Below are 25,778 nucleotides of genomic sequence, written 5' to 3'. Positions count from 1 at the left end.
GAGGCGCTATCTCTCCCTGTGCGGCGGGCAAGTGTTCGTTGCGTGCCGGGGAGCGCGGACCATGGTCCGAGAGCGCCGACAACGTCCAGGCGGGATCATCGCGGCAGTATCCGCGATGGCCGGCAGGCATTCGAGGGCGCGGCAGATGCTGTGCCACCGGTCATGCGGCGACACAGTGATATGACGGCCACCCCTGCGTGCGGAGGCCCGCAACGCCGGCGCCACTGTGGTGCTGCTGCACGGTGGCGGGCCGGATCATCGCAGTCTGCTTCCCCTCGCCGGTCGGCTCGCCGACACCTACCGCATCGTCCTTCCCGGTATGCGCGGGTACGGGCAATCGCCGTGTCCGGATCCGGCCGCCCACACCTGGTCCCGCTACGCCGAGGACGTCACAGCGCTGCTCCACCACCTCGGCGCCGAACGGGCGTCGATCGGCGGGATGTGCCTCTGCTCGACCATCACCGCTCGTGCGGCGACGGCCTATCCGGAACGCTTCGCCGCCGCGATTTCGATCAGCCTGGAGGACATCGAGGACGATGCGGCGGCTTTCGCCGAAACCGTCACCGCCCGCGGTGTCGAGGCGGCCTGGGCGCCGATCCTGCCGGGGTTGGTTCCGGTGATCGGGACGCTGGTCCGAGAGGCTATCCCCCGCGGCAATCCGGCCGGCATCGCCGCCGCGGCCGCCATCGGCCGCGACCGCGCGTCCGCACACCGGCCGAACTCACCGCACTGACCGCGCCGACGCCGGTGATCCCGGGTGTCGACCACCGTCATCCCACGCGGTTCGCCGAGAAAGTCACCGGATTGCTGCCGGACGGCCGTCTGGAGCGCGGTGTGTTCCCCGACCGAATCGATACCGCGGATGATCTGGCCGCGGCTCTGGCGCCCTCGATTCGGCAATTCCGCGCCGACACTGTCGGTCGCCGAGAACAACCGCCCGTTCCGCCCGGTTGCAACGAGACGGCCACCGGTCCCAGAATTCGCAGCCATAATTTTGGCGGAAATGTGACATGTAAAAGATGTCGTCAACTGTCTACGCCTCCGGATGTCGAAGTGAACTCCTCGGGCAGGTGGCCGGATGGTTCGAGATTTCAGCAATATCGGGTGGGTGACAACGGAACGCATTGCCGCCGAGCGTGTTTGGTCGGCGAGGCAACGCATGGGCTCTAACCAGGCGCTTTGGGAGGACTGGGGCCGCTGGCCGACCGCCCCGGCCGGATGCCGGTGCAGCGTGGAGTGGCCGATCGCACCGGCGTCTCGCTTGCGGTGGATCTGTCACACCAATACTGTTCCGACACAGGAGATGTCCTATAGAGGACAATCTCTCGGATCTGTCGCTGTTGTCTTCATTGGAGTTCCCGGCATTGACCAAGTCTCTACCTTCGTCCGAAACCGATACCGCCGGATGCCCCTACTCCGTTCAAGGTCCGACCGGTGCCCCGCCTCGGGTTGCTCTGTACACCGAGGAGTATGCCGCCGACCCGCATCGTGTCTTCGGGGAGATGCGTGACCGGTATGGAACTCTCGCGCCGGTGGAGCTGGCCCCTGGTATTCCGGCCACGTTGGTGCTCGGTTACCACACCGCGATCGATATCTTCAACGACCCCGAGCACTTTCCGGCCGACGCGCGGTCGTGGGAGAAGACCGTTCCGGCCGACCACCCGCTCATGCCCATGATGGCGTGGCGTCCCAATGTGATGCGTAGTACCGGACGGGAACATGCCCGGTACCGGCAGGCGATCACCGCCGCTCTCGACGGGGTCGATCTCTTCTCCATGCACCAGAACGTCGAAGAGGTTGCCGCGCCGCTGATCAACGGCTTCTGTTTGGACGGCCGCGCCGAGGTGATCGGTCAGTACGCCTTCCCGCTGACGTTCCAGGTGCTCAACGCCATGCTGGGTTGTCCCGCGGATCTGGGGCAGCACATCGCTGCCGGGATGGCCGACATGTTCGAAGGCGGCGCCGCCGCCACCGACGCGGACGCCAGGATCAACGAAGCACTTCTGGAGCTGGTCGTACTCAAACGCGCCGAACCCGGCCGCGACATCACCTCTCGTCTGGTGGGCCATTCGGCCGGGCTCGGGAATGCGGAGATGGTGCATCAATTGGCCGTGCTCTACGGGGCGGGGATAGAGCCGCTGACCAATCTGACGGTCAACACCCTGCTTCTCATGATCACCGACCCGCGATTCACCGGCACCTCGTCACCCGGCGCGGCCCCTACGACCCGGGACGCGCTGAACGAGCTGCTGTACACGGATCCGCCGATGGCGAACTACTGCCTCAGCTACCCGAGGCAGCCGATGATGCGGGACGGAGTCTGGTTGCCCGCCGATCAGCCGGTCGTCATCGGAATGTCGGCGTGCAACAACGATCCGGTGATCCATTCGGGCCAGTACACCGACAACAACGCGCATCTCGCATGGGGTGCCGGCCCGCATGCCTGCCCCGCCAAGTCGATCGCCTATATGGTCGCCCAGAACGCGATCGATCAGTTGCTCGACGCGCTCCCCGAAATGCGGCTCGCCTGCTCGGTCGACGAACTGCGCTGGCGGCCGGGGCCTTTCCATCGCGCGCTCTCCGCGATGCCCGTGGAGTTTCCACCCTCGCCGCCGCTCGGTCTGTGACCTCATCGCGGTGCAGTCACGTACGGCTGCACCGCGATGATCCGCGCAGTTGCGCGTATGCCGTGCGCCCGGTATCGCTGCCGGAGCACTTAAAATTTCAACACTGAATGCCGTTGTGTCGCAATATATCCGGCGAGACGGGCGTGGCTCGCCAAGAGCGCCAGTGATAGCGTGGAACGATCACGCTGTAGCAGGCTTTGTCCTAGAATCATTCGTAGCGCTAACGAGCCCAGAACCATAAGACCGCTTCGTATCCGCATTCTCGCCAACCATCCGCCGATCCCATGGATCGGCAGCGCATCGGCAGCACTGTCGATTTTTCGACATGTCCGACTCGCCGGTGACATCCAGCAGCGCGCAAACCCTTGCCGCATCGCACCGAGGAGGATGTCGTGTCTCAGCCCGTTTTCTTGGACGTCAGGCCGAGTAAGGAACGCATTTTAACCAGAGCATTCGAGCTCGCGCAAGAGGATCCGGCATTGGCGGAGCGTTTGTTGCGTGTGAACGAAGTAGCCCGAGGTATTCGTACGGTGGAGGTCTGGGTGACCGACGCCTGTAATCTGCGGTGCAAGGGCTGCTGGTTCTTCGAGCACGATATGGACAAGCAGAGCGTCGAGATTCGTGATCTGGACACGATCCGCGCCTTCGCCGAAGACCTGCGCGATTCCAAGAAGATCACCAGTACGCTACTGATCGGCGGTGAGCCGGCGCTGGTCCTGGATCGAGTCCGCGTGTTCGCGGAGACGATTCGCAATGTCACCGTGGTGACGAATGGGACGCGGCCGATTCCCTATGACGGGCTGGAAGATCTCGCCATCGCGGTCTCCCTGTGGGGCGGTGGTCCGGTAGACGACGAGTTGCGTGGTCATGGGCCCAACGGCCGGCGAATGAGCGGGTTGTTCGGCAAGGCGCTGCGCACGTATGCCGGCGACCCGCGGGCCACCTGGGTCTACACGCTCAGCGAGGCCGGGATGCCGTACCTCGAACGAACCGTCGAGGCCATCGCCGCAAACGGCAACCAGATCAACTTCGGGTACTACAGCGACAACGGCACCGATCCCACTGCGCGACTACACAATGAAGAGCGGGCGATCGAGGAAATGACCCGCATGCGTGAGACCTACCCCGACACCGTCATCGGTGATCCCTACTACTTCCGCACGCTGGTGACCGGCCGCACGCATTGGGGTACCTTCGGCGCGGAGACCTGCCCCAGCATCAGCAACGATCACCCGGCGCATGCCCAGCGCCTGACCGAGGGGCACCCTATCGTCGGCCGCTTCAACGCGTACCGGACCGATCACAGTGTCCAGTACTGCGCCACCACCGGAGACTGCGACAACTGCCGGGACAGTCAGGCCGTATGGAGCTGGCTGCTGGTCAATATGCACCGCTTCCTCGGCGACCGCGATCGGCTGAACACCTGGGTGTCGTTGGCGGAGAACTTCTATCGCCAGTACTACTGGTCCAGTTACCATCCCGCCCGGCAGGCATCACCGGCCGAATCGGCGGTCGGTGCCTAGCGAAGGCGATCCCGACCATGGTCACAATGTCTCTGGAGAAGGCGCGGCTCTTCTCGGATGTCCTTCGCGGCGACCCCGGCGCCCGGATCCTCTGGGCTCGGCCGGGGGCCGACCGGCATCGGCAATACGAGAAGGTCCGCGCCCGAGGTGCTCTGGCGACCAGCCGTCGCGGCCTGCTGTTCACCGCCGCCCACGGCTCGAGCCAGCAGGTGCTCACCGGCGGCGACTTCGGACCGGCGCCCATCGGGGCGTCGGCCCGACGCCGTAACGCGGCCGGCGATATCACGCTGGTACATCCGGTCGACGACTCCTTTCTGAAGCTGGAACCGCCGCGGCACACGGAGCTGCGGTCCCTGGTCGCTCCCGTGTTCCACCGGCGCGAACTCGCCGACCTCGGTCCCCGGATCGAAAAGATCGTCGGGCACTGCCTGAACGAGCTTCCTCGGGGCGGGGTTACGGATCTGATCACGAACTATGCCGAAGCCGTTCCCATGGCGATGATCTCGCAGATCCTCGGGCTGCCGGATACCGAGGCTCCGCGCTTCGCGGCCTGGGGCAACGTGCTCGCCTCCTTGCTGGACGGTGCCCGAACAGCGGAGGAACGGCAGCGTTCCCGTGCCCTCGTCAGCGAGATGACAGCGTACTTCAGGGATCGTCTGACCCACGCCGACCCGGAGGGCCCCGGGCTCATCGCCGGTCTGGCGCAGCAGTGTCCGGCCCAACTGAGCCTGCGCGAGGCCATCGCCACGTGCAGCATGCTGCTGGTCGGCGGCTTCGGCACTACCACGCATCTGCTCGGAAACACTCTGCACACGCTGCTGCGGCAGCCGCACCTGCGCCCGGCCGATGGTGATTACACGGCGGTGATCGAAGAGTCTCTCCGCTACGACACCCCCGTCCAGTACGTCGTCCGGGTCGCCAAGACCGATACCCGGCTCGCCGGACGGCCCATCACCGCGGGAACGCCGATCGTGGTGCTCCTGGCCGCGGCGAATCGTGACCCGGAAATCTTCACCGACCCCCACGTATTCGATCCCCTGCGCCGGGAACCTCATCGCCATCTCACCTTCGGTGCGGGGATCCACTTCTGTATCGGCGCCGCGCTGGCCCGTGCGGAAGCGGCTATCGCTGTCCAACGCTTCTTCGAACGCTATCCGAACGCGCACGTCACGGGGAAGGTGACGCCGCTGCGGTCCCGCGCGCTCCACGGGTTGCGCCGGCTGCCCGTCGTCCTCGAGGAGTGATGTGAGGGGTTACTCTTCGCCGTGTCGAGCCGCCGGAGCGGGCGCGCCGGCGCGGCGTTCGAGGCACCGCCTCGGCCGCTACACTTCCGGCGCGAGATCGGCATGAACAGCGAACGCGGCCGCGCCTGTCCGGTCCGCCGGACCGAGGGCACCGGCTACTGCGTCGGTTCGGGGCCATATCGGTGACGGCCGGGGCCGGTCCGACCGTTGGTCCCCTTCCTGCCGGTCATGGGGATTGTGCCCCGTGGCCCTCGGTGACCGGATTGTCGGGAAGGTTCACATGCTGCTCTCGTGCGTGGTCGATACCGGTTGTCGCGGCCCGACCCACCATGGCAGCCGGTGTGCCGGCGCGCCGGCGAGTGCCGCGTCGGCGTGACGACGACCGAGTTCGATGGATGACTCGATGAATTCGCGGTCGAAGTACAGGTAGCTGAACAGGTCGCCGCGGCGCGGGCCGTCGCCGCCCAGCGCGCGGCCCAGCATTCGCAACTCCGCCTGTCGCAGCGTCGTCCCGATTCCGCTCTGATGACGGCGTTGCTCGGCGAAAACCTCTTCGGCCAGGTTGCCCAGGGTCGCTCGCGTGGGCGGTGTGAGGGGGAGGAAGGGAATGATCTTCTTCGGCAGCTCGGTCGTGGTGGCGCATTCGGTCGAAGCCACCAATGTGTTGACTTTGGCCAGCGTGCGCACATCCTCGATCATCCGGTCGACCAGCGCGGCATCCATCAGCCGCACGATGACGTCGTCCACGTCGGGCGGCAGGTTGTTCGCGGGTGCCGGCGATAAGGGGTCGATCACCGGGTGGGTTGCCACCACCACGATCGCATCGGTACCCAGCGCGATCGCGGGTTTGAGTGGTGCGTTGAGTCGTATTCCGCCGTCCAGATACCAACCGGCCCACGGTGGCGGATCGCTGACGTGTACGGGCGGGAACACGACCGGAATCGCCGCAGAGGCGAGCACATGCTCGGCCGTGATCTCGGCGGCCACGTAATCGATCGGCCGTTCATCGTCGGACGGCGGCAGCGGTACCGTGCCGGCGCGGTCGACGAACACCACGGTGCGATTGTCCGCACCGGATGTCGCGACCACAGCCAACGTGGCCCGCCCGTCGGCAATATTGCGGCGCAGCATATTCCAATCGATGGCGGTGCGGGCCGTGTGGTGCAGGGGAGAAGTATCGAGCAGACTGGTCAGTTGTACACCCGGTATACCCAGCAGCTGACCGGCGGCGCGGCCGGCGAGGCGAGGCAGGCCGATGGCCGGGGACCGGAACACGTCGCCGACGGTGATATCGCGCCACACCTGCAGCGCCCGCTGGGCCTGCTCGTCCGGCGGCAGATGGGACAGGGCGGCGAAGACCGTCGCGTTGATGGCTCCGGCGCTGGTGCCGATGAAACGCACCGTGTCCACACCCGCGTTGCGCAGGCGCGGCACCAGCACCGAGAGCACGCCCGCCTCGTAGCCACCGCGCGCTCCCGCACCCGCGACGACAACACTCACCCGGCGGGGAGGGGTACCGGACCGGTCGATCATCAGTGACCTCCTTATGCTCCAGTGAAGTTCCTGCTCAGCAGTGCGTCGGAAAATACATGCCGCATTCCCGGAAGTGAATGCCCAGGTCCTGGCACGTCGCCGACGCCGGAAACGGGTACCGATCGCGTGCCAGGATAGGAGCAATTCACCCTGTGGGCCGTCAGCGAACGGGCCCGCGCGTCGAGGCGCCGGTGCCCTCTTCGCGGTCGATCGGCGACTGTCGGGCCCACGCTTCATCGGAGCGATTCGCGGCAGACGGTCCGGCTACCGGCTGTGGTGCCGCCCCGATCACCGCTCTTTCGGTCGGGTCGAGACCTTTATCGTGACTCGGCGATAGGCGGATTCATGGTGCCCGGATGGCCCCCGTACTCGTCGAACTCGAGGGCCGCGATCCCGACACGTGGTGCTGCGACGCCCGCCGCGCACTGCCCGCGTCACGCCCGGCTCCGGCGGGCACACCCTTGATCGAACCGGACCGGTATCTCACTGCAGCAACCAGTCGTCGGGGCTGAACAGTTCGAAGTGCACTCGCGTGAGCGGAACTCCCGCGGCGGTCAGCTGGGCGCGCACCGACTGCAGGAACCCGGCCCCGCCGCACAGGTAGATATCTGCCTCCGGCGGCAGGTCGAGCGCGGATACGGTGAGTGTGCCGGGCCGGCCGGCGCCGGAAGGCTGCTCGTACCACAGCTCGAGGTCGGCGTTCGGTAGGGCGTCGACGAGCTCGCGCTGGAGCGCGCGCAACGGGTGGGTGTCCGGGTTGCGGTCGGCATGCGCGACGAGTACCCGCCGCCGGGAGGCGCCGACCGCGAGGTATTCGAGGATTCCGATCATGGGCGTGATACCGATTCCGGCCGAGATCAGTACCACAGGTGTGGTCGCGGCGGTATCGAGGGTGAGGTCGCCGAAGGGCAGGGTGATCGCCAGGTTGTCGCCCACCGTGACCTGCGTGGCCAGCCAGTTCGAGACCTCCCCGGCCGGTTGGTCCGCGGTGGCGGCCACCGGCCGCACGGCGAAGGCGAGCCGCCCCTCGCGCGCTGCGTGGACCAGGCTGTATTGGCGCAGTTGGCGTGCCCCGTCGGGGAGCGTCGCGCCGACGGAGACGTACTGTCCGGGAATGAAGTCCGGGAGCGGATCGGCGGGATCGGCGGCCTCCACGACGAAGGTGACCACCCCGGACGGGTCGTCGATACGCTCGGTGACCACTGTCTCGCGGAACACATCGCCGGGCCCGACCCCGGCCCCCTTGTAGAGTGCGCGCTCGAATTCGATGAGGGTGTCGGCCATCAGCCAGTAGACACGATCCCACGCCGCCGCGACCTCCGCGGTGACCGTCTCGGTGCCCAGCACCTCGACGATCGCGGCGAACAGATGTTCGTGCACCACCGGATACTGTTCGGCGACGATGCCCAGGGAGGCGTGCTTGTGCCCGATCCGCGCGAGCATCTCGCGGGGATGCGGTAGCGCCGAATCCACCAGGTGGGTGGCGAAGGTGGCTATCGACGCGGCCAGCGCCCGCTGTTGTGCGCCCTGTGCCTGGTTGCCGCGGTTGAAGAGACCGGCGAGCAGATCGGGGCGGGCGGCGAACAGCTTTGTGTAGAACAGGGCGGTGATGTCGTCGATGTGCTGGGCGATCACCGGCAGGGTCGCGCGTATCACATCGGCGTGATGTGCTTCCAATTCCGCGGATAGGTCCAGGGTCGCCGATGGCGAGACGGTGGTCATCATGTACTCCTCGTCGAGCTGACCGCGGCTCGAATGCCGCACTGCCACGCTATCGAAACGGGGTGCTGAAAAGCGTTGTCCACCAGCGTGAATTCAAATACGCGCGCCGTTGCGGAATATGTAGCGCGCGTCACCGTACCGTCGTCGAGCGGCGTTTCGCCGACGATGCCCGCCGCGGGCCGATATCGGTTTCGACGTCCGCCGTACCCTCATCTCGGCGGCGTCCGCTCGGCTTCCCGGGCGCACCGAACCGGCGTGGGTGAGGGTCATCCCGAGATCCGGATCCGGCTGTACGCCATCGAACGGCACTTCGCCGAGCACCTCGGCGGCCGCCGCGGCGCCTCGTGGGCGTGACCGGCGTGCAGAACGGCGGACCGTAGGGCGGCGCGGGGTCGGGCATCGCGGCGCCGCGGAGTCTTCGCTACCGGCCTCCGCTGTCCCGTATCGGCGCCACCGGATGGACGTCGGGCACCAGGATCGTCGTGTGCCACCGGTCGTCCTCCCACATCTGTGCCGGGAGGACCGAGTCCGGTCTGCGCTCGAGCGGTGCGGCCAGGGCGATCACCAGGGTGGTCCGTTCGATCAGGCGGCGTCGTGCCCGGTGCATCGGGCCGGAGATCTCCAGCACTCCCGGGCCGGGACCCAGTGTGGCGGGGACATCCACGCGCAGCGGCGCCGGTTTCCACGTCGTGGGATCGTCGCCGCGCCGGGCGAGATAGGTGCGCGGAGCGTCGGCGGTGCCGAACGAGAGCGCGGCCAGCGCCCGGTCGGCACGGGGGAGGCCGAAGAGCTCCCAGAATCCCGCGGACAGCCAGGTACGGACCGGCAGTGCGATCGTCCGGTTGTCCCGGACGATCGCTGGGGAATCGATATGGACAAGGGTGATTCCACTCGTGCGCACCTGCATCCTCGCGCTCGATCGAACGGCCCTCATACTGAGTGAGAAGCGCTCGTCACAGTGTGCCCGTAGGGGACGGCCTCGAGCAGGGTGACCCGGAACTCGGTGCCATTGGGTACGCGGTAGGTGCGCTGTTCGCCGCGCCGGGCTCCGGTGAGCGCGGCTCCGAGGGGCGAGTCGGGGGAGTAGACCTCCAGATCGTCGTGGTCGCCGGCGCGGCTGCCGAGCAGGAATGTTTCGGTGTCGGCGGTGTCGTCGTAGCGGACGGTGAGCACCATCCCGGGTTCGGCGATACCGTCATCCGGTGGGTCCTGCCCGAATACGGCGTTGTTCAGCAGGTCCCGGATATGCGCGATACGAGCCAGGCGCTGGCGCCGAGCGGTGAGGCGGTCTTCCGGGTCGGCGTTCTCGGCCTGCCCGGCGGCTTCGGCGGCGAGCAGTTCGGCCAGTTCGGACCGGAGTTGTTCGTGTGCGTGTGGTGTCAGCCATACAGGCGAGCTATTGGTCATATCCGTCCTACAGGATTCGATCGGAAAGGAGTTCTGCCGTCGGGGCCGGGGGAGGAGAGGCCGCCCCGACGGCAGAACTCCGTGGAGCCGGGTACTCACGACACCGGCTCCACGGATGGGGGAGATAGCCGAGGGTTCAGCGGGGTATCGGGTTCTGCCCCCGATACCGTGCTGCTCGTTCGCGGTCGAGCCGACTCGTTGCGCGCGCCATGCTCACCTCCACGTCGAACGATGCGCTGTCACAGCCATGATGGCCCGGGTGGCGACGGGGCGCATGTCCGTCTGGCACAGTTTCGCCCCCGTGAGTTGTTCGTTTTCTACAACCGGTGCTCAGTCGTCCTCGAAAGCCGCGAGATCGATCGTCATGGCGAGCCGGGTGCGTGCGTCTTCCAGCTCGAGGACCGCCACCTCCCGCATTTTCCGCATGCGGTTGCGGACGGTGTTCGGGTGGACGCCGAGGCCGGCGGCGGCGACCACCGGATCGCCCTGGGCATCGAGCCACGCCCGCAGGGTCGCGACGTAGTCCGTGGCGTGCGCGCTGTCGTACCGGCGCAACTCCGCGACCGGCCCGCGCGCCGGTATCCGGCCGGTCCGTGCCGCCGCCCGCAACCGCTGGAGCAGGATCTCGCCCCACGATTCGTCGTAGGCCGGGTACGCGCTACCCGCCGATCCCTGTTCGTGCAGTGCCAGGCACTCGTCCGCCTCCTGGCGGGAGGCCGGCAGGTCGGCGGCGGTGGCGGGTCCGCCGATCCCGGCCGACAGTGTTACGCGGGCCGGGAGCGCCGTGCGCAGCGCGGTCACCCAATTCCGTGCCGTCTGCACCCGGTCGCTGGGCAGGATCGTGTAGACGGTGTTGTCCGACAGGGTGCTGCGGCCCGGCCGCGACCAGCCGAAACCGAACGTGGCCTGCTCGAAGGCCAGCAGCAGCCCGGCATGCCGTTCCGCCGCGATCTGCGCGCGTACCGCCACGACACGTAAAGGGGCCGACGCCAACCCGAGCCGGCCGACCACGGTGGTGGCATCCGGACTGCCCTCCAGCAGCCGGATCACCAGCTCGGATTCGACCTGGCGTTCCAGGTCCGCGCTGGCCCGCGACCGCAGCAGATGCAGGGCCACCGTCCGGGCCCCGTCGGCCAGTGCGGCCCGTCGGGCACCCGACATCGGTTCGGTGCAGGTCACCCACAGCGAACCCAGCAGTTCCCGGCCCACTCGCACCGCGACCACCATCCGCCCGTCGAGCCCGTGCCCGGGGTCCGGTTCGACGAATACTGGTGTGTCGGAGCCCGCCAGATGCGCAGGGACACCGCGTGATTCGAAGAGTTCGCGCAGAGCAGCGGGTTGCCGGCGTTGCAGCACAGTCTCCTGCAGCGCTTGGTCGGCCACCCGCCCCAGCGTGGAATGAGCCATCACGCGCGCCAGCGGATCCTCGATCGTCACCGCGCCGTCGACTGCGGTGGCCAGGCTGTCCGCCAGCGCGAAAAGATCCGTGGGACCGCGCCCGGATGCGGTTTCCCGCCCCTCCAGTACCAGCCCGTAGACCACCCCGGCGAGCTGGCTCCACGACACCGCGGGATCGACCATCAGTACCGCGACCCCGTCCTCGTGTCCGATCGCGGCCGCTTCGCGGTCGGCGCCGGCGCCGCCGCGCACGAGTACCGCGACCGCTTTCGCTGCCCGCGCCCCGGCCACCGCCGACCGGACGGAACCGGCGCCTACGGCGAGGAGGATATCGCCGGTCGCTTCTTCCGCCCCGGTCGCGTCGAACATCGCGACGCTGCGGATCACGGTCGCCCGCGATACCGGGCAGCAGCGCAATCGCACCCCGTACCCGCCCAATACGTTCACGAGATGGTCCAACCGAACCATGAACGACTCCTGTTCACCCTGGTCTCGTCACCGTGGCCGCGCCGGCAGTGGTATCCCGATGCTGATGCCGGGCCGGCGGCCGGGGTCAGTCGCGGCCGATGGACCCGAACCAGCTCTCGGTGAGGACGTCGAGCATCTCCGCGTACCCGACCCCCCACTGTCCGGGAGTCCAGTGCCGCGCGACGTGGTCCAGTTCGGTGATCGCGAGGACACCGCGGAACCGGCGCGTCCCGGCCGGAAACCGCCCGGCCCGGTCGAGGCCGTCCTCGATATCGCCGATCGCCTCGTTCATCCATTCGTCGAACAGCCCGCGGATCTCCGGATCGACCGCCGCCGCCTCGAAGGCCGTGGTGGTGTAGGGCCGGATGGTGTCCCAGCGCTGCGCGCTCGCGTCGAGCCAGGCGCGAATCCGCTCCCGGGACCCGTCCTCGACCACCGCGACCAGTTCCCGCTCCGTCGACCCGTGTGCGGCGGAGGGGACCCGGTCCAGCGCGGCGTTGAGCCGCTCGGTGATCAGTGCCTTCATCAGGTCGACCTTCGACGGGAAGTACGCGTAGAAGGTCACCCGGGTGGTGCCCGCGGCCGAGGCGATATCGTCGACCTTGGTGGTCGCGTAACCCTTCGATACGAACAGTTCGAGGCCGGCCTCGAGCAGGAGTTTGCGGGTCATCTCCTTCTGGGCCTCACGAAGCGTCGCCATGGCCCCAGGGTAGAGCACGACGGTTGCGTTCCGTTCCTCGTGCTCGCGCTGAATACATACTGATCACCCGCTTGACAGAATATCAATTGACCTGACGGCCTGCTCGCTCGAGAAGTGATAGCGCCCTCCACTCCCGCAACGACACCTTTCGCCCGGAGTTCCGGACCCACGGGCGCCGAACATTGTGGCCGGGAATGGTGTCGGAGGGCCGGGATACCCTCGGCCGTCGCCACCACCCGGGGCGCGACGGATCGAAGGAGGACCCGATGAGTCCCGAGCGCACCGTGCGCGAGGTCGTGGATCTGATCGTCGAGCTCGGACTCGTCGAACCGGAAACGCCCGCGCAGCGGACCTTCCTGGGCAGGCAGTTGCTGGTGGAATCGTTCGACGAGCCGCTGAGCTACTACGGGCACACCGAGCAGAGCGCGGTACTCGCCCTCCTCGACGAGCTCGGAATCCGGTACACCTTCGACTACAAGACGTTCCGTCACATCGGTGAGAGCAGCCGTGACGAACGTCGGGAGTGGTACGAATCCGAACTGCAGTCGATCGCGGCATGCAGCCGTGGGATGGTGGCCATCACCGACGTGCGGCTGGTGGAGAACGACGAGGAATGGAAGCTGCTGTTCGACAGCAACGGAGTGACCGAGTCGTGGCCGGTGTACCCCGGTGACGACGAGGACCTGGAAGCCGCGCTCGTTTTCGCCACCTATGTCACCGGGATCCACACCGGACTCGTCGAACAATTCTGTTCCGTGGAACCCCTCGACGAAGACGTCAGCGGAGAAGCGGTTTTCGGCGATCCCGAAGCGCTCAACAGGCTGGGAGCGCAGTTCGGTCTCACCTTCGGAGCCTAGGCGCGTGACCGTTTCCGGTTGCCCGGCGTCCGGCCGGGGCATCGCCGTCGAACCGGCGGACGTGCCCTCCGTGGCGGAAGCGCGGCCCGCTTCGCCGAGCCGGGTCGATCCGCAGCTTTCAGGGACTGTGTGCCCGGAGACCGTCGAGGAGGATCGACAACAAGCGCGGGCCGCGCGCGTCGGGCTCGGCATCGTCCAGCCGCGATAGCCGGCTGCTGAGCACGATGACGTCGTGGGCCCCGGCGTCGGCTCGGACGGTGCCGGCCGAGCGGCCCACGGCCGGCAGTAGCTCCACCGCCTCACCGATCGGACCGAGGCTGTGGGCGTCGAGGTCGCGCCAGGTCGCCGCTTCGACCGCGGTGAACACATCGCGTTCGACCCGCGCGTAGGCGGCCACGCGCTCGAGCCACGCCGCCAGCGCATCCAGCGGCCGGTGCGCCTCCAGGAGTACCGGCGCCGCAGCGACCAGCTCCCGCACTTCCCGGTGATACACCTCGGCGAGGAGGTCCTCACAGGCGGGGAAGTGCCGTGACCATTCATGGCAAGGTCGTCGAGATCACCGACGCCAGTGGCGGAATCGGCGAGGCGACAGCTCGTCATCTCGCCACATCGGGAGCGGCCGTTGTCCTGGGCGCCCGCCGCACCGATCGGCTGGACCGGCTGACCGCCGAGATCGAGGCCGCGGGTGGCCGGGCCGTTGCCACCCGGGTGGACCTCACCGATCCCGGCGATCTCCGGGCGCTCGTCGACCTGGCCGTCGAGCGCTTCGGCCGGCTCGATGTGCTGGTGGGCAATGCCGGAATCAGCAGGCGGAAGGGACCCGGCCCTCCGGCCCACTCGCCAGGACTGAGCCCGGGGGCGGGCGCGGCCGGTCCGGGCGCGGGCCCTATCCCGACCACCAGACCCTCGACCTGTGGTACTCGGCCGTACGTGCACGTAGCTTAATTTACATATCGATCATTAACTTGACACTATGTAAGCCGATGTGGCACCGTTCCTGAGGACGGCGTGACCGCAGTCACCAGCCCGACCGCGGCATATCGGCCGGAAGCGCCATTCGGAGCGCGAGGCCCGCCGCCCGACGGAGAAATACCTCGACGTGCGCTACGTCGGAATCGAAAGGAAGTGCCTGTGACCGGCGACCGGACTGCTTCGAGCAATACCGCCAACACCGTGCTCGGCCCCGTTCCGGCGCACGAACTGGGTGTGGTCGCCGTGCACGAGGCGCTGCTGTCGGTGATGCCGGGGGCGGAGTACGCCTACGACATCACTCCGGACCGGGCGGAGATCTTCGAAACGCTGGCGGCGAAACTCCGCGAATTCCGCGCCCACGGCGGCGGCACGATCGTCGACAGCACCGGGATGTTCCACGGCCGGGACCTGCGAATGTACGAGGCGCTGTCGCGGGCGACGGGCGTGCACATCGTGGCCTCGACCGGAATGGGGCCGGAGGAGATGCTCGGCGGCTATTTCCTTACGCCGCAGACCGACCCGCCGACGCCGTGGCCGGCCGAGAAGTTCGGCGACCTTTTCATGAGGGAGATCACCGAGGGAATGGTGGTCCCCCGGGTCGAGCGGCGGGGCGCCGCGGGTTTGGTGGCCACCACCGCGACGCGCGAAGGCATGACGGCGACCGATGAGAGTTTGTTCCGCGGTGCCGCCCGGGCCGCTCTCGCCACCGGGGTTCCTGTTTCGATCCGTTACGGCGCCGACGCGGTGCACGACCTGGAGATCGTCCTCGACGAGAAACTGCCGGCCGACCGGGTGGTCGTCGGCGGACTCGACCGCAAGGACGCGGTCGTCGCCGCGGCCGCCCATGAGGTCGCCCGCCGCGGCGCCTACGTCGCATTGGACAACATCGGATCCACGGGGGCCGGCCACGTCGGCGATCAGGAGCGCGTGGCACTGGTACTCGATCTGGTCGAAGCCGGATACGGAAGTCGAATTCTGCTGTCCGGCAATGTGATCGGTGTCGCGACGGGTCAGCCGGGCCGGGAGGTGCCGTTCGGTGACGTCCTGTCCAGATTCGTTCCGATGCTCACCGCCCAGGGGCTCGGCGCGGAGGACCGCCACCGGATCCTCGTGGACAACCCGCGCGACCTGCTGTCGGTCCGCTGACCGCCGATGACCATCCCATTCCGTCTTTTCCGAAGGTGAGTGTTGTGTCGAGAGTGAACACCGTGCTGGGCGCGATCCCGGCCGAAGAGCTGGGAATCGTGGCCGTCCACGAGCACATCGGATACGGCATGCCCGGGTCCGAACTGGATACGACATGGTGGAAGACCCCCGAGCAGCGGTACGCCGAGACCGTGCCGAAACTGCGGAAATTCCATGAGTACGGGGGCGGGACGTTTGTCGACGTCACCGGGATCTGCAACGGGCGTGACGTCGACTACTACAAGTCACTGTCCGCGAAGACCGGCGTCCACATCGTGGCGTGCACCGGTTTCGTCGGTGGGGATACCGCGCTGCCGTTCTTCGCCAGGGCGAGCGTGGAGTATCTGACGGAGCATTTCGTGCACGAGATCACCGTCGGTATCGGTGATACCGGCAGTCGCGCCGGCGTCATCAAGGTCGGGGTGAGTCGCGGTGGGCGGATGACCGAGCTGGACAAGCGCATCTACCGGGCCGCCGCCCGGGCCGCACGGCGCACCGGTGTGCCGATCCTGACCCACCTCGCCATCGACGCCGAGAACGCGATCGCGATCTTCCACGACGAAGAACTCCCACTCGATCGAGTGCTCTTCGGGCACGCCGACGACGGAGTGAACGCGGAGAAGACGCGGGACACCTGGATCGCCGAACAGGGCGGGCGGGTCGGCTTCGACACCTTCGGCTACGACACCGAACTCGAGGATCCGCCGTTCTGGGCCCGCCCCCGCACGGAGCGCCTGGACCATTTCCTGCGGTTCATCGGCCAGGGTCATCTCGACAAGGCCCTCGCCTCGGCCGACGCCAACTGCAGTCCACTGGGCTGGCCGGGGGTGAAGGGCCACACCGTGAACTACATCTTCGAGGACCTCATCCCCGATCTGCGGGCGGCCGGGGTCGACGAGGCCACCATCACCACCCTCTTCGTCGACAATCCCGCCGCATTCCTGAGCATCCAGGCCTGAGCGACCCGCCCGCGTATCCGGTGCGACGAGACGATCGTGCGCGCCGCGGTGTGCTGTGCGTGCGTATCCATCCCGGCGCGACGAGGCGCCCATCCAGAGAGAAGAACCATGCAAGCCTCGGACCTCGAGAACCTGAAGATCGCCATCGTCGGTGCGGGATACGCCGGCGCGGCGGCGGCCAAGGCCCTCGGCGTGCTCGGCGCCGATGTCGATGTATACGAGCGGGCCACCGAGATCCGCGAGGTCGGCGCCGGAATCGGACTGCGCCCGGCCACGATGGACCGCTTCCGTCAGTGGGGGATCTTCGACGCGATCGCCGGCGTCAGCTCGCCCAGTGACTATTTCGAGATCCTCACCGCCGGATGCGATCCGATCATGCGGGAGCAGTGGCCGGGGATGCACGACTTCGCCGAGCAGACCAGGACCCACCTGATCCACCGCGGCGATTTCATCGATGCGTTGCTGGGCGTGCTTCCGGCCGGCGTGGTGCACCTCGACCACAGGCTGGAGACCATCGAGGATCACGGGGATCGTGCCGCACTCACTTTCGCCAACGGGGCGACCGTGGAGGCCGACCTGGTGATCGGCGCCGACGGCATCAAATCGGTGGTACGCCGGCAGCTGTTCGGTGACAAGGAACCGGTGTTCTCCGGTGAGCACGCCTACCGCGCGGTGATCTCCGCCGACGACGCCCACGGAATGGTGGTCGACGACAACCTCCGGATGTACATCGGACGGGGGACCAAGGTCTACCTGCTGCCGCTGCGCCACCGCAACCAGGTGTCCTTCGACATCACCGCGCTCTGCTCGGACAGCACCTGGGCGCCGGAGGTCACCTCGGACGATATCGTCGCGACCGTCGAGGGGTTCGACGACCGGATCGTCGCCATCGCCCGCGGGCTGGAGATGGACACGGTGAACGTGCGCGCGGTGTACGACATCGACCCGGTCGACACCTGGCATTCGGATTCGGTCGTGCTGGTGGGAGACGCGGCCCATTCGATGCTGCACCACCAGGGCCAGGGTGCCAATTCGGCGATCCTGGACGCCGGTGCGCTCGCCGATGCCCTGCGGGACGCCGATTCCGTCGCGGCGGCGCTCGCCTCGTACCAGGCCACCCGGAAGCCGGTGACCGATGAGCTGCAGCGCATCTCGCGTCAGGGGTGGACCGAGGACGAAGTCGAGGACGTGTTCCCCGGTCAGCAGACCACCGCGAAATAAGGAGGCCACCGATATGCCACTGCATCCCGAGATCGCCCGCGCGATCGCCGAGTTGCCCGCGCCGCCGGAGGGGCCGCTGGACCCGGCCGTCCTGCGTGCGGGCGAAGAGGCGCAGGTGCCGCCGGTAGCGCAGCGGTTGCCGCTGCACGCGGTCGAGGACGCGACCGCCCGCACACCGGCGGGGGAGGTGCCGGTACGGATCTACACGCCGGTCGCGGCCGAGTCGTACGGGCTACTCGTGTATCTCCACGGCGGCGCCTATTTCCTCGGCAGCCTCGATACCCACGATCACATCGCTCGGCAACTGGCGAAGGAGAGCGGCTACAAGGTCGTCTCCGTCGGGTATCGCCGCGCACCCGAAGCCGCGTATCCCGCCGGTCTGCAGGACTGCTACGGGGTGGTCCAGTGGGTGGCGGACCACGGCACGGATCTGCACTGGGACGGCACCGGACTCGCGCTGGCCGGCGACAGCTCCGGTGGCGGGATGGTCGCGGCGGCCACCGCGATGGCACACGACGACGGATTCGATCGCCTCACCCACCAGGTGCTGTTCTATCCCTCCCTCGACCTCGGGTTCGACCGCGACCGCTACCCGTCGCTGCGGGAGAACGCGCAGGGCTACGGACTCGAAACCGCCGCGCTGAAACCTTTCAACGCGTTCTACCTCGACAGCGGCGCCGACCCGGCCGACCCGCTCGTCTCGCCGATCGGACGAGACGATCTCACCGGGCTGCCTCCCGCCCTGATCATCACCGCCGAGTTCGACCCGATGCGCGACGAAGGCGAACTCTACGGTGAGCGGCTGGCGAACGCCGGGGTGGACGTCACGGTCTCCCGCTACGCGGGCGCGAACCACGGATTCGTCCAGAACTTCGCCTGGCTCCCCGAATACCGCGGGGTGTTCGAGGAGACGGCAGCGTTCCTGAACCGCCGGACCGGATCGTGACGAGGGACGCGGAGGTCCATCCGCTGTTCTCGCCGTGGGGCCGGTTCGGTCTCTACAGCTTCTTCATCGACGCACCCGAACCGGCCATCGTCGATACGGGTATCGCCTCGACGCCGGCCGAGGGTATGGCTCCCGCGTTGCGGAAGCTCGGGCGCGATATCGCCGAGGTGCGCTGGATCCTGCTGACCCACGGTCATATCGACCACATCGGCGGGGCATTCGCCCTGTGGGAGCTGACCGGACGGCGCGCGCAGGTGGTGATCCACGAGGCCGACGCACCCATGCTCCGGTCTCGGCGGGCCCACGTCGACGAGTACCTGGCGGGTCGTGGGCAGTATCTGGACGATCCCGCAGGGGTGGACGAACAGATCCAGGTGACGAATACGGTGATCTCCGGTGAGATGGAACCGTCTGTGCTCGTCGCGGGCGGCGAGACGCTTTCGCTGGGCGGGGATGTCACCGTCTCGGTGCATTCGGTTCCCGGGCATACGGCCGGTTCGGTGGCCTATGTCCTCGATGGGCGCGACGATGTGTTCGCCGGTGACGCCGTGCAGGTGCACGGAGCCGCCAACGGCTTCCCCGGGTTCGCGGACCCGGACGCCTACCGCCGGAGCGTGCGTTATCTGCGTGACGAGATCCGGCCGCGGCGCCTGTATCTCGGGCATCCGTACCGGCGGGTGAACGGCGAACCCTACGGGGTCGAGCTCGACCGCGACCAGGCCCGTGAGGCGCTCCAGCAGAGTCTGGAGATCGAAGGCCGGGTGCACGAATCCGCGCACCGCTGCCTGTGCGGCGGGCTGCCCGAGACGGATTCGGTGTACTCGCCGTTCGCGAGCGTGGCGGCGGACCTCGGGTACGCCGGTGACCCCACCCTCGAACCGTCGCCGTTCTTCACCTCGATGCATGGCTATCGCACGGGATTCGACCCGAAGCACTGACAGAGAAAAGGAGTCGCGGACTCATGGCCGAGTACCGGACCTTCGATGCCGCCGGGCAGACCATCCACCTCCGCAAGGACCTGCGGGTACCGATGCGTGACGGAGTCGAGCTTGTCGCGGACGCCTACCACGGTGTCGCGGACGCGCCGCGGCCCGCGCTCGTCGCACTGAGCCCGTACGGCAAGGAACTGCAGGCACTCGCGCTCACCACGCCCCCGCAGCGGCGCCCCAGCCCGCTGTGGGACGGCTGTATCGAAGCCGGTGATATCGCGCGTGTCGTCGGCGAGGGCTATGTGCACGTCATCGGTGACCTGCGCGGTTCCGGGGGGTCCGAGGGCGAGCACATCGGCAACTACAACGCCGGCGGGGTATCGCTGGGACAGGACGCCTACGACTTCATCGAATGGGTCGCCGAACAGCCGTGGTGCGACGGCAACGTGGGCATGATCGGTATCTCCTACTTCGGCTCGATGCAGGTGCTCGCCGCCGCCGAACGCCCGCCGCATCTCAAGGCGATCTTCGTCTCCGGCGGTCACTACGACTTCTACGAGACCACCTATCACGGCGGCATCATGTGGTTCATGCCGCGCGCCGCCCGCGAGGGCCGCGGCGGTGATTCCGGCTGGGCGTTCACCGACGGGGTCACATCGCGCATGCTGGAGACGTATTCGCCCGAGGAGATCCGCACACGTGTCGCCGCGCGTCTCGCGGACCCGGATGTGGCCGCGTGGCCGAATCTGGTGCATGTGCTGAACTACCCGAAGCATCACGAGGCGTGGTTCGACATCGTGATGAACGAACTGGACGGCGAATGGTACGAGGAGCGCAATCCGATCACGCTGGCTCCACGGATCGATATACCGGTCTATCTCCAGATCGATCAGGGGCGCGGCTGGACGATGGACGGCACCATCGAACTGTTCGATGCGCTGCGGGGACCCAAGAAACTCGATATCGGCCCGTACCCGCCGATGCAGTCGCGCCCCTTCGTCGAAGAGCATGACACGATGTTCCGCTGGTACGACTACTGGATCAAAGGCATCGACAACGGTGTGATGGACGAGCCGGCGGTCACCGTCTTCGTCGAGGGCTCCCGCGAGCGGGTGACCGGCGACCAGTGGCCGCCGAAGGACATCGAATACCGGTCGCTGTACCTGCGTCCGCGCGGCGGACTGTCACCGGAGCCCGAACCCATGGGCGCCGAATACGCCGCCCCGGAAGGCTTCTACCAGGCTCCGCTCACTGTGACCGACAAGGTCGAGATGCTGCGCTGGAGCACCGCGCCGTTCGAGGAACCCACCGAACTCATCGGCCCCGGCGCCGCGCACCTGTTCGCCGAAATCGACCAGGACGATACGAATTTCATCCTGCGGCTGTGGGACGAAGACCGCGGCGGCGCCCGGCAGCTCATCACCTCCGGCTATCTGAAAGCGTCACATCGCGAGCTCGACCCGTGCAGCACCGAGGGCGATCCGCGCCATCCGCATACCCGGGCGGTCCCGGTGGAGCCGGGCGCGATCGAGGAATATGTGCTGCGTCTCTACCCGTTCGCCGCGACCTTCCGGCCGGGGCATCGGCTGACGGTGGAACTGTCCAACAACGAACCGTGGCAGGATTCGCACAACGCCCTGCTACCGCCGGACGCCTTCCATCTGCCGGTGGGCCGTCCGGTCACGCACAAGATCTACCGCGATGCGGCACACCGGTCCCGGCTGGTGCTGCCGTTCACCACTCGCGCCGCGGCGAGCGGGTAGGAGACCACGCTGATTATCGCGCGGCAGAGCGGGTAGGCGCACAAGAGGTGCATCGTGGCACCCGCCAGAAAATCGACACCGGAGGAACGATATTCGTATGACTTCGCGTGAAACCACCACCCTGCTGGCGCAGCTGCGTGCGATCCGTGAACTGACCGATACCGAGATCCAGATCGCGGAAACCCGTATCGGGCAGGCACGGACGGAGGCAGTGCGCCGCGAATTGTCCGAGAACGCCGAAAACGCCCGGGCCCGGGCCGAAGCCGTCGGCGCCGCCATTCGTGAACTCGGCGGCGTACCCGAGGTGATCGGCCCCTTCCTCGGCCGGGCCACCGCCGTGGTGAAGGCCCTCATCGAACAGGCGCAACCGTTCGACGAAGCACTGCTGGGCGATCTCACCCTGGAACACCAGCTCCTCGACCGCGCGCGGTACGTCAAGGCCCTGGCGACCAGCGCGGGGCGCAGCGATATCGTGGCGTTGGCGCAGCGACTGATCACGGCGCACTCCGCGACCGTGGACTGGTTGACCACTGTCCTGGCCGAGGAGGCGCTCGGGGGTCCGGCCGCGCTGCGCCGCACGCCACTACAGGCCGCGGCCGGGGCTGCCGTGAAGTTGGTCAATCTGCCGGTCACCTGGTCCGCACGCGGTGTGGACCGCGCGCTGGACACCGTCCGGGCCACCCCGCCCGCGCTCGGTGAACTACTGGCCCGGGGCGCGCACGCCGGCGATATCGCCGCCCGGACCCTGACCGCCTCCCGCGATGCCGCGCTCGAGAGCGCCGAACAGGTGACCCGCCGGGAAGGCGCGGGTGCCGCCGCCGGTTCCCTGCATTCGGTCCGCGCGGCCACCGGTGTGCTCGAACCGGGGGAGCTGCCCGTCGCCGACTACGACCAGCTCAATGTCGGCCGCGCGGTCGCCGCGGTCAAGGAGCTGACCGACCCGGCCGATATCCGCGCGATTGTCGCCTATGAGGAGGCGCACAAGAAGCGGCACGGTGTGGTCTCGGCGGCGCAGACCCGGCTCGCGGTCATCGCCCAGGAAGCGGCCGGTCTGAACTGACCGCCGTGTTCGTCGCGGCGCTCAGCCGGCGATCGACTCCATCCAGTCCCGCACCGCCGCCTGATAGGCGGCGGTGTTGCGGGCGAGATTCACCGAATGCCCGCTTCCGGGCAGCACGAAGGTGCGCAACCGCGCGGCCGGGGAGAAATGCGGTGCCTCGGCGGCCTGCAGGGTCGCCGTATCGGCACAGACCCAGGAGCACAGCACATCGTCGCTACCGTTGACCACGAGGACCGGAGCGGTGATCTGGGTGGACATCGGCGGCAGGGTGGAGGTCAGCCCGTCCGGATACTCCGTCGCGGCGAACACATCCTTGGTGGCTTCGTCCACGGCGACGACCTCGGGGTCGGCGGTCGCAGGCGAATGGAACGATTTCTCGCGCGTGCCCGGCCGGGTGGTGAGGTACCCGCTGTCATAGCCGCCGCCGGTGAAGGCGGCATCCTGCTCGGCCGGCTGATAGGTGCCGATGATGCCGAGCGCGCCCGGAATGTTCAGGCCGTGCGAATAGCCGGTCAGGAGCACTCCGTCGACATCGTGATGGGTGGTCGCCTCCAGCACCGCCACCCCGGAACTGAGCGAATGCCCACCGATAACCACCTTCCCGAAGGGCCGGGCGCCGGCGAGACCGGTGCGCAGCGCCCCGATGATTTCGTGCAGGGCCTGCGCGTCCCCGGTGGCGGTGACTCCGGTGCTGACCGGCCGGCTGCTGGCGCCGGTCCCGAGCCGGTCGACCACCAGCGTCGCGTATCCGGCGGCATTCATCGCGCGCCGGAAGTTGTAGATCTCCGGGGCGTGCGGGAAGTCCCAGTACGTACCGTTGTAGTTGGACCCCGGCATCAGCACCATGACGGTATCGGTGTCACCACCCGCCGGTGTGCACAGTGTCGTCGCCAGGGTGCCGCCGGCGCGCAGGGGGAACGCGGTCGGCGCGCACTGTCCCGGGTCTGGTTCCGCGGCGTGGGCCATCCCCGGCGTCAGGATTGCGAGAACGGCTACCACAGCGGCCGATATGCGTACCGTCGGACGACGCATACGCCGCGATCGCCGCGGACGGCCGAGCGGAAACCTGCGAGCAGTCATGTGCCCGGGACCCTAATAGGAGTTGCCTTGGCGTGCAACGGCTGTGGTGACCAGAGAGCCGGAAACCGGTGCAGGAGCGGGTTGACGGATTCGCGCGTGCCTCCGCGACAGCCGACCGAGCGCTAGGATGCGAGCGTGAAGAGGCGGGCCGTCCATTTGGTCGGAAGCTATCCGGCCGTCGATACCGAAACCGCCATGCGGGCCATGCTCGATGCCGCGGCGCCCCGGCTGCGTACCCTTCCGACCGGGGAGACCGGTCGCTACGAGTTCTATATCCGACCCATCATCGAGAATCTGGCGGCCCAGGGCGTACTGGAAGTGACCCGCGTCAGGGAATGGCGGAGCAGCCGGGACCGCACCCGCTACCGCGTGCCACGCGGGAGCGCACTGACCGCCGAGTCCCTCGACCTCGGGTACCGGCGGGAAGCCGAAGAGGCGGTGCCGGTGTACACGCGACTGCGCCGAGCCCGTGATCTGTCCGGAACGGCACTGCAGATCGGGATGCCCACCGCCTTCACCCTCGCCTTCGTCGCGCTGGGCGCGAGCGGAGTGCTGCGGCACCGCCGTGCCTTCACCGATGCCACCGTGCGGGAGATCACCGCCGTGCGCGAACTGGCCGGACCCGATGTCGTCGTCCAGCTCGAGGCCACCGCCGAACTGGTGCTGATGGCGATGGCGCAGCCGGCGCACGGATCGGCCGACCGGGCGCTGGGTTTGGCGCGCGGGCCGGCGGAGCTGGCGGCCGCCGCTCCGGTGGGCACCCGGTTCGGGGTGCACCTGTGCCTCGGCAGCCTGCACAACAAGGCCCGCGCCACCCTGCGTGACACCCGCCCGCTGGTGGACCTGGCCAATGCGATCGCCCGGCAGTGGCCGGCGGACCGGCCCTTGGAATTCGTGCACGCCCCGCTCGCGGCCGGTGCGATTCCGCCGCCGCTGCGGCCGGAGTTCTATACCCCGCTGGGCGATCTGGCACTGGGTACGGGCACCGCCTTCTATGCGGGCCTGGTGCACGATCTGCCCACGGAGCAGGAGCAGCTGCACGTATTGTCGGTGGTCGAAGCAGCACTGGGGCGGCCGGTGGACGGTGTCGCCTGTGCATGCGGACTGGGGCGGCGGACGCGCCCGGTGGCCGACGCGCTCATGCGGCGCGCGGTCCGCATCGCCGCGGAGGGAGCAGCGCAGACATGAATTCCGACGGGGTGGCCGCGAGCGGTCGCGGCGGGGTCACGGGGCCGCAGCCGGAGATCGAGCGTGTGCCGCAGGGGGTGGATCCGCACGAGCCGCGCTCGGCTCGGGTCTACGACTATCTGCTGGGCGGAAAGGACAACTACGAGGTCGACCGCGCGCTCGCCCATCGCATTCTGGCGGTGGCTCCGGAAACCAGGTCACTGGCGTGGTTCAGCCGGAAATTCCTGCTGCACGCGGTCCGTACGGCCGCGACGGCCGGGGTGCGTCAGTTCGTCGATCTCGGCTCGGGGATCCCGACCTCGCCCAATGTGCACGAGGTGGTGCACGAAACGCATCCCGCGGCGCGGGTCGCCTATGTCGACAACGACCCGGTGGTGTTCGTCCACTGCAACGCCCTCATGGGCAATCACCCCGGGGTGACCGCATTGCACGCGGACGTCCGCCGTCCCGCCGAACTCATCCGGCGGCTGGAAACCGAATCGGGTATCGATTTCGCGGCACCGGTGGCCATCACGCTCGTCGGTGTCCTGCACTACGTCATGGACGACGAGAATCCGGCCGAACTCGTCGCCCGGTATCGCGAGGCCATGGCGCCGGGCAGTTATCTGGCGTTCACCCACGGAGCCGATATCAGCCATCCCGAAATCATCGAGCGCACCTCCCAGGATGCGAGAAACAGTTCCGCTCAGGTCCGGTACCGATCGCGCGAAGAGGTGACGACGTTCCTGGACGGTCTCGAGAACACCGGTCCCGGCGTGGTTCCCCTACAGCAGTGGCTCGCCGACGACCTACCGGAAACCAAGCTGGTGCTCTACGGGGCTGTCGGTCGGAAGCGCTGACGGCTCGACGATCGCCGCCACCGGACGAACGGTCGCGCGGCTCGCCGGTGCGCACCCGGGGCCGGTAACAGCCGGTTCCGCGCAGTCGGCCGGCGCCGGCGGGCCGATGCACGACAAGGGTGGTGGCCGGATCGAAGCTATTGCGGAACCTGCAGAG

General features: G+C 67.9%; 23 protein-coding genes. 15 read left to right on the top strand and 8 right to left on the bottom strand.

Translation table 11 applies throughout. From position 1 onward, the window contains the following. Nucleotides 1-226: 226 nt before the first annotated feature. From IG75_RS38960 to IG75_RS0106315, 4 genes are all read left to right on the top strand, one after another. Nucleotides 227-733 (top strand): alpha/beta fold hydrolase, encoded by a 507-nt coding sequence (locus tag IG75_RS38960; protein WP_051714271.1) that lies wholly within the window; start codon nt 227-229, stop codon nt 731-733. A 769-nt stretch (nt 734-1,502) separates the two neighbouring features. Next, the gene (locus IG75_RS0106325) at nt 1,503-2,627 is read left to right on the top strand and encodes a cytochrome P450 family protein (protein ID WP_307686587.1); all 1,125 of its coding nucleotides are present in this window, start codon (nt 1,503-1,505) and stop codon (nt 2,625-2,627) included. A 392-nt stretch (nt 2,628-3,019) separates the two neighbouring features. Then, nucleotides 3,020-4,150, top strand: coding sequence for a radical SAM family protein (locus tag IG75_RS38955; protein WP_030520211.1), 1,131 nt, complete (start codon nt 3,020-3,022; stop codon nt 4,148-4,150). Between the two features lie 26 nt (nt 4,151-4,176). After that, nucleotides 4,177-5,394, top strand: a complete 1,218-nt coding sequence (locus tag IG75_RS0106315; protein ID WP_030520210.1) for a cytochrome P450 — start codon at nt 4,177-4,179, stop codon at nt 5,392-5,394. 276 nt (nt 5,395-5,670) lie between these two features. Here IG75_RS0106315 and IG75_RS0106310 read toward each other — a convergent pair whose 3' ends face one another. The 6 genes from IG75_RS0106310 to IG75_RS0106280 form a co-directional block, all read right to left on the bottom strand. Beyond that, nucleotides 5,671-6,927, bottom strand: coding sequence for a patatin-like phospholipase family protein (locus tag IG75_RS0106310; RefSeq protein ID WP_063045203.1), 1,257 nt, complete (start codon nt 6,925-6,927; stop codon nt 5,671-5,673). Nucleotides 6,928-7,410: 483 nt separating this feature from the next. Next, nucleotides 7,411-8,649 carry a globin domain-containing protein gene (locus tag IG75_RS0106305; RefSeq protein WP_030520208.1) on the bottom strand — a complete coding sequence of 413 codons (1,239 nt, stop codon included), beginning with the start codon at nt 8,647-8,649 and terminating at the stop codon, nt 7,411-7,413. Between the two features lie 421 nt (nt 8,650-9,070). Further along, nucleotides 9,071-9,550: a hypothetical protein gene (locus IG75_RS0106295; protein ID WP_156058659.1), complete on the bottom strand. Its 480-nt coding sequence runs from the start codon at nt 9,548-9,550 to the stop codon at nt 9,071-9,073. A gap of 29 nt (nt 9,551-9,579) precedes the next feature. Then, nucleotides 9,580-10,056: a GreA/GreB family elongation factor gene (locus IG75_RS0106290; protein ID WP_030520206.1), complete on the bottom strand. Its 477-nt coding sequence runs from the start codon at nt 10,054-10,056 to the stop codon at nt 9,580-9,582. A gap of 330 nt (nt 10,057-10,386) precedes the next feature. Further along, the gene (locus IG75_RS0106285) at nt 10,387-11,922 is read right to left on the bottom strand and encodes a PucR family transcriptional regulator (RefSeq protein ID WP_030520205.1); all 1,536 of its coding nucleotides are present in this window, start codon (nt 11,920-11,922) and stop codon (nt 10,387-10,389) included. Between the two features lie 85 nt (nt 11,923-12,007). Further along, a complete protein-coding gene (locus tag IG75_RS0106280) occupies nt 12,008-12,622 on the bottom strand; it encodes a TetR/AcrR family transcriptional regulator (protein ID WP_030520204.1) in 615 nt (204 codons plus the stop codon). A 266-nt stretch (nt 12,623-12,888) separates the two neighbouring features. Between IG75_RS0106280 and IG75_RS0106275 the strand changes: the two genes are divergently transcribed. After that, nucleotides 12,889-13,479: a hypothetical protein gene (locus tag IG75_RS0106275; protein WP_156058657.1), complete on the top strand. Its 591-nt coding sequence runs from the start codon at nt 12,889-12,891 to the stop codon at nt 13,477-13,479. A 118-nt stretch (nt 13,480-13,597) separates the two neighbouring features. Here the strand turns inward: IG75_RS0106275 and IG75_RS0106270 are convergent, their stop codons facing one another. Then, nucleotides 13,598-13,957, bottom strand: coding sequence for an SbtR family transcriptional regulator (locus IG75_RS0106270; RefSeq protein WP_210436759.1), 360 nt, complete (start codon nt 13,955-13,957; stop codon nt 13,598-13,600). 50 nt (nt 13,958-14,007) lie between these two features. Between IG75_RS0106270 and IG75_RS0106265 the strand changes: the two genes are divergently transcribed. From IG75_RS0106265 to IG75_RS0106230, 8 genes are all read left to right on the top strand, one after another. Beyond that, complete coding sequence (locus IG75_RS0106265; RefSeq protein WP_307686595.1) at nt 14,008-14,424, top strand: SDR family oxidoreductase; 417 nt, start codon at nt 14,008-14,010, stop codon at nt 14,422-14,424. Nucleotides 14,425-14,610: 186 nt separating this feature from the next. Then, on the top strand, nt 14,611-15,597 hold the full coding sequence (locus tag IG75_RS0106260; RefSeq protein WP_030520200.1) for a phosphotriesterase family protein: 987 nt from the start codon (nt 14,611-14,613) through the stop codon (nt 15,595-15,597). A 44-nt stretch (nt 15,598-15,641) separates the two neighbouring features. Continuing rightward, nucleotides 15,642-16,595 carry a phosphotriesterase family protein gene (locus tag IG75_RS0106255; RefSeq protein ID WP_030520199.1) on the top strand — a complete coding sequence of 318 codons (954 nt, stop codon included), beginning with the start codon at nt 15,642-15,644 and terminating at the stop codon, nt 16,593-16,595. A gap of 108 nt (nt 16,596-16,703) precedes the next feature. Continuing rightward, nucleotides 16,704-17,816 (top strand): FAD-dependent oxidoreductase, encoded by a 1,113-nt coding sequence (locus IG75_RS0106250; protein ID WP_030520198.1) that lies wholly within the window; start codon nt 16,704-16,706, stop codon nt 17,814-17,816. 13 nt (nt 17,817-17,829) lie between these two features. Then, nucleotides 17,830-18,762, top strand: coding sequence for an alpha/beta hydrolase (locus tag IG75_RS0106245; protein WP_030520197.1), 933 nt, complete (start codon nt 17,830-17,832; stop codon nt 18,760-18,762). After that, nucleotides 18,759-19,700 carry an MBL fold metallo-hydrolase gene (locus IG75_RS0106240; protein WP_030520196.1) on the top strand — a complete coding sequence of 314 codons (942 nt, stop codon included), beginning with the start codon at nt 18,759-18,761 and terminating at the stop codon, nt 19,698-19,700. The genes IG75_RS0106245 and IG75_RS0106240 overlap by 4 nt, the downstream gene beginning before the upstream one ends. 23 nt (nt 19,701-19,723) lie before the next feature. Further along, nucleotides 19,724-21,454 (top strand): CocE/NonD family hydrolase, encoded by a 1,731-nt coding sequence (locus IG75_RS0106235; protein WP_030520195.1) that lies wholly within the window; start codon nt 19,724-19,726, stop codon nt 21,452-21,454. Nucleotides 21,455-21,551: 97 nt separating this feature from the next. After that, complete coding sequence (locus IG75_RS0106230) at nt 21,552-22,514, top strand: hypothetical protein (protein ID WP_030520194.1); 963 nt, start codon at nt 21,552-21,554, stop codon at nt 22,512-22,514. 21 nt (nt 22,515-22,535) lie between these two features. Here the strand turns inward: IG75_RS0106230 and IG75_RS0106225 are convergent, their stop codons facing one another. After that, a complete protein-coding gene (locus IG75_RS0106225) occupies nt 22,536-23,513 on the bottom strand; it encodes an alpha/beta hydrolase (RefSeq protein ID WP_245713063.1) in 978 nt (325 codons plus the stop codon). Between the two features lie 216 nt (nt 23,514-23,729). On the opposite strand from IG75_RS0106225, the gene IG75_RS0106220 reads away from it, so the two are divergent. Further along, nucleotides 23,730-24,782, top strand: a complete 1,053-nt coding sequence (locus IG75_RS0106220) for a hypothetical protein (RefSeq protein ID WP_030520192.1) — start codon at nt 23,730-23,732, stop codon at nt 24,780-24,782. Next, nucleotides 24,779-25,621, top strand: a complete 843-nt coding sequence (locus IG75_RS0106215) for an SAM-dependent methyltransferase (RefSeq protein ID WP_081876653.1) — start codon at nt 24,779-24,781, stop codon at nt 25,619-25,621. The genes IG75_RS0106220 and IG75_RS0106215 overlap by 4 nt, the downstream gene beginning before the upstream one ends. Nucleotides 25,622-25,778 lie beyond the last annotated feature (157 nt).

Source organism: Nocardia rhamnosiphila NBRC 108938 (genome assembly GCF_000720425.1).
Taxonomy (GTDB): Bacteria; Actinomycetota; Actinomycetes; order Mycobacteriales; family Mycobacteriaceae; genus Nocardia; species Nocardia rhamnosiphila.
This window is presented reverse-complemented; position numbering and strand designations above follow the sequence as displayed.